Source organism: Janibacter sp. CFPM2_SD2, assembly GCF_057364645.1.
In genome coordinates, this window is record NZ_JBNFOF010000162.1 from 1 (window position 1) to 7,244 (window position 7,244).

3 protein-coding genes and 5 pseudogenes are annotated in these 7,244 nt (G+C 71.9%); 4 read left to right on the forward strand and 4 right to left on the reverse strand.

Features of this window, described 5'->3' with window-relative positions; genetic code table 11:
* Positions 1–134: 134 nt before the first annotated feature.
* The 3 genes and pseudogenes from AC2W7J_RS13750 to AC2W7J_RS13760 form a co-directional block, all read left to right on the forward strand.
* Positions 135–860: pseudogene (locus tag AC2W7J_RS13750) on the forward strand (Dyp-type peroxidase); the annotation flags it as partial.
* A gap of 104 nt (positions 861–964) precedes the next feature.
* A complete protein-coding gene (locus tag AC2W7J_RS13755; RefSeq protein WP_485983070.1) occupies positions 965–1,213 on the forward strand; it encodes a hypothetical protein in 249 nt (82 codons plus the stop codon).
* An 86-nt stretch (positions 1,214–1,299) separates the two neighbouring features.
* A pseudogene (locus AC2W7J_RS13760) lies at positions 1,300–1,871 on the forward strand (AMIN-like domain-containing (lipo)protein).
* Positions 1,872–2,016: 145 nt separating this feature from the next.
* On the opposite strand, the pseudogene trmB reads toward AC2W7J_RS13760, so the two are convergent.
* The 4 genes and pseudogenes from trmB to AC2W7J_RS13780 all read right to left on the reverse strand — a co-directional run.
* Positions 2,017–2,523, reverse strand: a pseudogene (trmB, locus tag AC2W7J_RS13765) (tRNA (guanosine(46)-N7)-methyltransferase TrmB); the annotation flags it as partial.
* A 163-nt stretch (positions 2,524–2,686) separates the two neighbouring features.
* Entirely contained in the window at positions 2,687–3,709 is a 1,023-nt protein-coding gene (locus AC2W7J_RS13770) for a PP2C family protein-serine/threonine phosphatase (RefSeq protein WP_485983072.1), read from the reverse strand.
* Positions 3,710–3,919: 210 nt separating this feature from the next.
* Positions 3,920–4,387, reverse strand: coding sequence for a ribose-5-phosphate isomerase (locus AC2W7J_RS13775; RefSeq protein ID WP_255183876.1), 468 nt, complete (start codon positions 4,385–4,387; stop codon positions 3,920–3,922).
* Between the two features lie 11 nt (positions 4,388–4,398).
* Positions 4,399–5,000: pseudogene (locus AC2W7J_RS13780) on the reverse strand (mycothiol-dependent nitroreductase Rv2466c family protein).
* A 74-nt stretch (positions 5,001–5,074) separates the two neighbouring features.
* Here AC2W7J_RS13780 and pepN point away from each other — a divergent pair.
* Positions 5,075–7,244, forward strand: a pseudogene (gene pepN, locus AC2W7J_RS13785) (aminopeptidase N); the annotation flags it as partial.

Sequence of the window (7,244 nt, forward strand, 5' to 3'; positions counted from 1 at the left end):
GCCGTGGGCGTCGCCGGCGGCTTCGGCGCCGGGCCGGGACCACCGCGGCCGAGTCGACGAAGGGGGCGACCTCCTCCCCCTTCGCCCTGCGGGGTGCCCACCAGCCGGGGATCACGACCCCGGTCCAGGACCGGCTGCACTTCGCGGCCTTCGACGTCACGACGACGTCGCGGGCGCGGCTGATCTCGCTGCTCAAGGAGTGGACCGAGGCCGCCGAGCGGATGATGGCGGGCGGCTCCGCGGGGCCGATCGGTCCCGTCGAGGGCGACTACCGCCTGCCCCCTGACGACACCGGTGAGGCGATCGGGCTGCCGCCCTCGCGCCTGACGATCACCTTCGGCTTCGGCCCGGGGCTCTTCGCCGACGCGGACGGCAAGGACCGCTTCGGCCTGGCAGACCGGAGGCCGGCGGCGCTCGAGCCGCTCCCCCACTTCCCCGGCGACCTCCTCGACCCCGCGCGCAGCGGCGGCGACCTGTGCGTCCAGGCCTGCGCCGACGACCCGCAGGTGGCTGTCCACGCGATCCGCAACCTGGCCCGAGTCGGCATGGGCACCGTCGCCGTGCGCTGGTCGCAGCTCGGCTTCGGCCGCACCTCGAGCACGACGAGCGGGCAGGCGACTCCCCGCAACCTCTTCGGCTTCAAGGACGGGACGAAGAACATCCTCGCCGAGGAGACCGACGCGCTCGACGAGCACGTCTGGGTCCAGCCCGAGGACGACGGCGCGCCGTGGCTCGCCGGCGGGTCCTACCTCGCCGTCCGACGGATCAACATGGTCATCGAGACCTGGGACCGGCAGGGTCTGGCCGACCAGGAGGCGGTCATCGGCCGCACCAAGTCCTCGGGGGCCCCGCTGTCCGGCGGCGAGGAGCACGCCGACCCCGACTTCACGATGCCCGGCCGCGGCGCCCGATCGTGCCCACGGACTCGCACGTCGCCGTCGTGCACCCCGACCACAACGACGGCGTGCGCATCCTGCGCCGGGGGTACAACTTCGTCGACGGGTCGACCGACCTCGGAACGCTCGACGCCGGCCTGTTCTTCCTCGCCTACGTGCGCGACCCCTCAACCCACTTCATCCCGATGCAGACGGCGATGGCCAAGAACGACGCGATGATGGAGTACCTGAAGTTCACCGGCTCCGCGCTCTTCGCCGTGCCCCCGGGCGCTGGTGAGGGCGAGTACATCGGGCAGGCGCTCTTCGCGACGTCGTGACCCGGCCGGGGCAACCCTCGAGCCGGCTCGTGCGTCTTCATCCATGACGCGGGCAACGCGGCCCCGTCGGACGAAGGGGGACTCTGATGACCACTCGCACGCACACCCGGATCCGTCTCGGGGTGAGCGCAGCGGCCGCGGCCCTGCTGCTCACCGCGCCCGCGGCCGCACCAGCGACCTCGGCCACCACCGCCTGCAGCACCACGTGGGGCTCGCTCGCCAAGGCCCGGGGCACGCACTACAGCCTCGGCACGCTCTCGGACGTCCGCTCCGGGCGGCACACGTGCTTCGACCGGCTCGTCGTCGACGTCGACCGGCCGCGCCGCTCGCTGTCCTACGACGTCCGCTACGTCCCGACCTTCTCCGAGGACGGCAGCGGCAAGGTCATCCCCCTTCGCGGTGGGGCCAAGCTGCAGGTCGTCGTGCGCACGCCGGCCTACGACGAGGACTTCGACCCGACCTACTCGCCGGCCGACCGCACGGAGCTCGTCGACACCTCGGGCTACCGCACCTTCCGCCAGGTGGCCTGGGGCGGGAGCTGGGAGGGCCAGTCCACGCTGGGCATCGGCACGCGGCCGCCTGCCCTTCAAGGTCACCGAGCTCGCCGGCCCCGGCGACCGCTCGCGCCTCGTCATCGACGTTCGCGCACACCTGGTGACGCCTCCGGCCGGCCGCCGGACCGCCACGGGGCCCCGGTCACCCTCGCTCGGCTGACCCGGAACCTCGTCGGATCTCGCGCCGGCCGCACGGCCCTTGTCCTCGAAGCCCGCCGACGGGCGCCACGCGGGACGCTCGCCCTCGACGACGGCCACCCGCGGGTGCTGCGCGAGCTGCTCGCGCACGTGCTCGGCATAGCTCGCGTGGTCGGTGGCGACGAGCAGGTGGCCACCGGGCCGCAGCCGCTCGAGCACCAGGTCGAGAGTGTCCTGCTGGACGAAGCGCCGCTTGGCGTGACGCGCCTTGGGCCACGGGTCGGGGAAGAAGAGGTGCACGGCCTCGAGCTGATCGCGGCCGACGCACTCGATGAGGTACTCCAGGGCGTCTCCGCGGAAGGTCCGCACGTTGTCCAGGCCCTCGCGCTCGGCCTTCTCCATCAGCGTGGCCACGCCCGGCACGTGCACCTCGGCCGCGATGATCCCGTGCTCGGGGTGCTCGCGGGCATAGGCCACGGCGGCCTCGCCGTAGCCGGACCCGATCTCGAGGACGACGGGCAGGTCTCGGCCGAAGATCTGGATCGGGTCCAGGGGCGTCGTCGGGACGGCATAGCGCGGCAGCAGCCGCTCCATGAGCTCCTCGACCCGCGGCGACATCCGCCAGCGCGGGGTGAAGGTGCGCACGGTCGCCCGGTACCGGCCGTCCGCGGTGCGCGGGGTGTCGGTCAGGGGCAGCTTGTGCGGGTCGGGCTCGGAGGTCACGGCCGCAAGGATACGGCGCGGCGGCACCGTCAGATCGCCGACGCGGGGCGAAGGGGGGTCAGTCTCGCCACACGAGGACGGCGGCGCGATCGTCCTCGACCCCGGCGCGGCCGCCGGCGACGAGCCGCTTGGCCAGACCCGAGAAGCCTTGCGCGACACGGGCCTCCGCCTGCCCGAGCATCCAGTCGATGCCGTCGTCGAGGTCGCGCTGGCGCGACTCGATGATGCCGTCGGTGTAGATGAGCAGCGCGTCGCCGCGCTGCAGGACGGTGTGGGCGGGGGTGTAGTGCGTGCCGGGCAGCAGGCCCAGGGCCGGGCCGCGCTGGTCGTCGAGCGCCGACCACCGGCCGCAGCCCGCGTCGTAGTGCATCGCCGGCGGGTGGCCGGCCGTGAAGACGAGGGTCTCGCCGGTCACGAGGTCCATGTGCACGTGCACGGCGGTGGCAAATCCCTCGTCCCAGCCGTCACGCTCGAGGAACTCGTTGGCCATCGGCAGGACCTCCTGCGGGGCGCTGCCGCCGATGACTCCCCCGATGGCGCCGGCGAGGACGAGCGCGCGGGTGCCGGCCTCCTGCCCCTTGCCGCTGACGTCGGCGAGGACCATCTCGAGGGTGTTGCCGCAGCGGCTCGTCGTCGCGACGTTGAAGTCGCCGGCGAAGGCGCTGCCGTGGGCGGTGGCGAAGGAGCGCTCGGCGTGCCAGCCACGCGGCAGGGTCGGGATCGCGCCCATGCCGTGCAGTCGCGAGCGCAGGTCGCCGAGCATGCGGTCACCGGCGAAGGCGGCGACGCCGTGGCTGGAGCGTGAGGCGGCGATGGCGTACATCAGGCCGAGCGAGAGCAGCAGGGGAAGGTGACGGGCCACCCCTTCGCCCGAGGCGACCGTCGACCACAGGAGGTAGGCGAGGACGAGCGCGAAGGCGACGCGGACCTGGCCGATCGGGCAGAGGGTGGCCGCGAGCAGGCACGGCGGCACGAGCGCGACGAGCGGGACCGCCTCCGGCCAGACGACGTGGGCGGCCGCGACGATCACGACGGCGGCGACGACACCGACGACGAGAGGGGTGCTGCTGGTCGATGACATCGCCCACGACGGCTGGCGTCGCTCGGACCACAGGGTCCGGCTGGGCAGGATGGCGGACAAACGTCTTCTCCCCGGTCGTTCGTCACGGCCCCGTCCGGGACCGTTGACCGCACCCTAGGCGCCGATTCGCCTGTCTGTGAAGGGTTGTGACCAATCAGAGACCCGCCGCACACACCGTGCGACGGGTCTCTGGTGCTATGGGATCCGCGGTCAGGGCAGGGGCGGGACCGTGCCGTCGGCCTCGAAGGCGCTCACCATGTCGATGCGGCGCTGGTGGCGCTCCTCGCCGGTGAAGTCGGTGGCGAGGAAGACGCGGACCATCTCCTTGGCCTCCTCGACCGACTGCATGCGGCCACCCATCGACAGCACCTGGGCGTCGTTGTGCTCGCGGGCCAGGCGCGCCAGCTCGGCGTTGTAGCACAGGGCCGCTCGGATGCCGGCGACCTTGTTGGCCGCCATCTGCTCGCCGTTGCCGGAGCCCCCGAGGACGATGCCGCGGCTGCCCGGGTCGGCCGCGACGGCCTGGGCTGCACGGATGACGAAGACCGGGTAGTCGTCGAGGGCGTCGTAGGCGAAGGGCCCGTGGTCGGTGACCTCGTGGCCCTCGTCGGCGAGAAAGGTGAGCAGCTCCTGGTGGAGCTCGAAGGCGGCGTGGTCGCCGCCGATGTGGACGCGCAAGGAAGTGCCTCTCAGTCGAAGATCGGGTCGCGGGTGCGGGAGCGCTTGAGCTCGAAGAAGCCGTCGGTGCCGGCGACGAGGACGCAGCCGTCCCACAGTCGGCCGGCGGCCTCTCCCTTGGGCGCCGGCGAGACGACCGGGCCGAAGAAGGCGGTGTCCGCCACGGAGATCACGGGCGTGCCCACGTCGTCGCCGACGAGGGCGATGGCGCGGTCGTGGCTCTCGCGCAGGAAGGCGTCGTGCTCGTCGGTGTCGGCGGCCTCGATGAGCTCGGCCGGCAGGCCGACCTCGGCGAGCGCGGCGGCCGTGGCGGCGACGAAGTCGCGCTCACCACCGAGGTGCAGGCGGGTCCCGATGGCGTCGTAGAGCGGCTTGGTCACCTCGTCGCCGTGCGCCGTGCGCGCGGCGCGATGACCCGGACCGGAGCCCAGCCACGGTCCATCATCTCGCGGTACTCGTCGGGGAGGTCACGCCCTTCGTTGAGGACCGACAGGCTCATCTGCGACCAGGTGACCTCCAGGTCACGCACTTGCTCGACCTCCATGAGCCACCGGCTCGTCATCCAGGCCCAGGGGCACAGCGGGTCGAACCACATCTCCACGGTCTGCGTCATGGCGCCATCGTCTCAGACCTGTCGTCGTGCTGTGACAGCATGGCGCCAAAACGTCCCACGCGAAGGAGCAGCACGTGCCCGGGAAGAACCTCACCCGTGAGGAGGCCGCGGAGCGCGCGGCCCTCGTCACGGTCGACAGCCACGAGATCACGCTCGACCTGACGACCTCGGAGACGACCTTCGCGACGACGAGCACCATCCGCTTCAGCGCGAAGGGGGGCGCCTCCACCTTCGTCGACTTCATCGGCGAGTCCGTGGAGGGCGTCGAGCTCAACGGCACCCAGCTGGACGCCGCGGCGATCTTCGCCGACCACCGGATCCGTCTCGACGACCTCGCCGAGGACAACGTCGTGACGATCGCGGCCACGGGTCGGTACATGAACACCGGCGAGGGCCTGCACCGCTTCGTCGACCCCGTCGACGGCGAGGTCTACCTCTACACGCAGTTCGAGGTGCCCGACAGCCGCCGCATGTACCCCGTCTTCGAGCAGCCGGACCTCAAGGCGAGCTTCACCCTGACCGTCACCGCGCCGGCCCACTGGCAGGTCATCGGCAACTCCCCCACCCCCGAGCCGACCCCCGTCGAGGGTCAGGAGGGCGTGGCGACCTGGGCCTTCGCCCCAACCGAGCGGATGAGCAGCTACATCACCGCGCTCGTCGCCGGCCCCTACGACGTCGTGCGCGACTCGCTCACCTCGCGGGACAAGGAGGTGCCCCTGGGCATCTTCTGCCGCAAGTCGCTCACGCAGTACCTCGACGCCGACAACCTCTTCGCCCTGACCAAGGCGGGCTTCGCCTTCTTCGAGGAGGAGTTCGACCACGCCTACCCCTTCACGAAGTACGACCAGGTCTTCACGCCGGAGTACAACATGGGCGCGATGGAGAACGCCGGGTGCGTGACCTTCCACGAGATGTACGTCTTCCGCTCGAAGGTGCCCGACGCCCTCGTCGAGCGCCGCGCCCTCACCGTGCTGCACGAGCTGGCCCACATGTGGTTCGGCAACCTCGTGACGATGAAGTGGTGGAACGACCTGTGGCTCAACGAGTCCTTCGCCGAGTGGGCCTCGACGACCTGCCAGGCCGAGGCGACCGAGTGGGCCGACGCGTGGACGACCTTCTGCACCCACGAGAAGGCCTGGGCCTACCGCCAGGACCAGCTGAGCTCGACCCACCCGATCGTCGCCCCGATCCGCGACCTCGCCGACGTCGAGGTCAACTTCGACGGCATCACCTACGCCAAGGGCGCGTCGGTGCTCAAGCAGCTCGTCGCCTATGTCGGGCGTGAGCCCTTCCGCGACGGCCTGCGCGCCTACTTCGCCAAGCACGCGTGGGGCAACACCACGCTCGACGACCTGCTCGACGAGCTCGAGGCCACCTCGGGTCGCGATCTGCGCTCCTGGTCGAAGCTGTGGCTCGAGACGGCGGGCGTCAACACCCTTCGCCCGCAGGTCGAGGTCGACGACCGCGGCCACTACATCGACGCGGTCATCGAGCAGAGCTTCGCCGAGGGCTTCGAGACGATCCGCCCGCACCGCCTCGCCGTGGGTCTCTACGACCTCGTCGACGGCACGCTGCAGCGCCGCGAGCGCATCGAGGTCGACGTCGACAGCGAGCGCACCCCGCTCCCCCAGCTCGTCGGTCAGCGCCAGCCCGACCTGCTGCTGCTCAACGACGACGACCTGACCTACGCCAAGCTGCGCCTCGACGAGCGTTCCCTCGCAACGCTGCTCGCCCACCCGACGGCCTTCGAGGACTCGCTGCCGGCGTCGCTGGCGCTGGCCTCGGCCTGGGACATGACGCGTGACGCCGAGATGCCGGCGAGCGACTACGTCGAGCTCGTCCTGCCCGTGCTCGACGGGCTGTCCGACTCGACCCTGCTGCGCACGCTCGTCGCCCAGGTCAGCACCGCCGTGCTCACCTACTCCGCGCCCGAGCACCGCGAGCAGCTGCGCCAGCAGGTCGTCACGCACCTGGCCGCCCTGGCGCAGCGCGCCGCTCCGGGCAGCGACGCCCAGCTCCAGCTCGTCACCGGCCACGCCAACCTCCTGGCCCCCGGCGACGACACGACGTGGGTCGCCGGCCTGCTCGACGGCAGCACGACGCTCGAGGGCCTGTCGGTCGACACCGACATGCGGTGGACCCTGCTCACCGGCCTGGCCGCGGCCGGGGGTCGCCGACGCCGATGCCGTGGCCACGGAGGCCCAAGGGGACAACACCGCCACCGGTCGCGAGCGCGCGGCCCGG